We start from the raw sequence: 1,007 nt of genomic DNA on the forward strand, positions 1-1,007 counted from the left end.
TGTGCATAATGTAGGGCAACATTCTCGAAAAATGAAAAACGACTGAATTGAAAAACGGAATTTCCATTATTGAATATCTAAAAAATGATAAAAAGCAACGTCTTATTTATGGCGGAATTTTACTCTTGTGGATATTTGTCGGACTGAATTTCGTGAAATATAAATATGACTTTAGTCCGTTTAGAGTTGATATGTTGATTTTAACAATCATTTCAATTCTAATACTAATAGGACCAATCATTATTAATAGGAAAATAATGTGGATTGGCGCCTTCGGATTTGCTTTACTACACGGACTTTGGACAACCTATAAAATCGTGTTTAGTGCATTAGTGGATTTTCATCGTGATTATGTCCCTAGTACAACTTGGAACTTAAAAGACATCGGAGTTTCCATTTCGCTAATATTAGTCTCATTTGTAGCAACTTGGTTTATTTGGAAAATGAAACCTCATAAACAAGAACATCTTGAATAAAACACCTGACAAAATAAAATACTTGATTTACGGACTTTGCGGACTGATTTTCATTACGCTTAATTTTGGACTTGGGGCAAAACTTCAGATTAGATTGACAGAAAACTTACAAAAGCTAACTGACTACTATTTTGGAATTTCAACAAATACACTCGACTACTTGGTTTTTGCTTCTTTTCCATTTTTCGGAATGATTTACAACTCGACAAGAAAAGAATTTAAAATAAAAGAGTTAATTACAGATATGTTAACAGTTCTCTTTTTTGTGATGATAGTTTTTGGAATTGGACTTTTCATAATGATTTTTTCAGCAAAACATTCAAACCCTTTGATTCCAGATTATTTAAAGGCAGAACCTTTTAGTTTATATTCGACAATATTAATTGGAATAGGAATACTAATGCCGTATTTGATTATAAAATTGATAAAAAAATAAAACACTATGCACAACACCGGTAACCGTTGCACAACCCTCTAAAAAATCAAATAATCATCTTTTTTAAGCCCTTTTTAAGGGCTTTTTAAATTTTT

The 1,007-nt window shown here is 30.6% G+C and carries 2 protein-coding genes; both read left to right on the forward strand.

Annotation, left to right across the window (positions count from 1 at the left end; all coding sequences use genetic code 11):
* Window positions 1–257 precede the first annotated feature (257 nt).
* The gene (locus ACTG3V_RS15590; protein ID WP_439133091.1) at window positions 258–476 is read left to right on the forward strand and encodes a hypothetical protein; all 219 of its coding nucleotides are present in this window, start codon (window positions 258–260) and stop codon (window positions 474–476) included.
* Window positions 469–912, forward strand: coding sequence for a hypothetical protein (locus ACTG3V_RS15595; RefSeq protein ID WP_439133092.1), 444 nt, complete (start codon window positions 469–471; stop codon window positions 910–912). Before ACTG3V_RS15590 ends, ACTG3V_RS15595 begins: the two co-directional genes overlap by 8 nt.
* Window positions 913–1,007 lie beyond the last annotated feature (95 nt).

The organism is Polaribacter sp. (genome assembly GCF_965660385.1).
GTDB lineage: Bacteria > Bacteroidota > Bacteroidia > Flavobacteriales > Flavobacteriaceae > Polaribacter.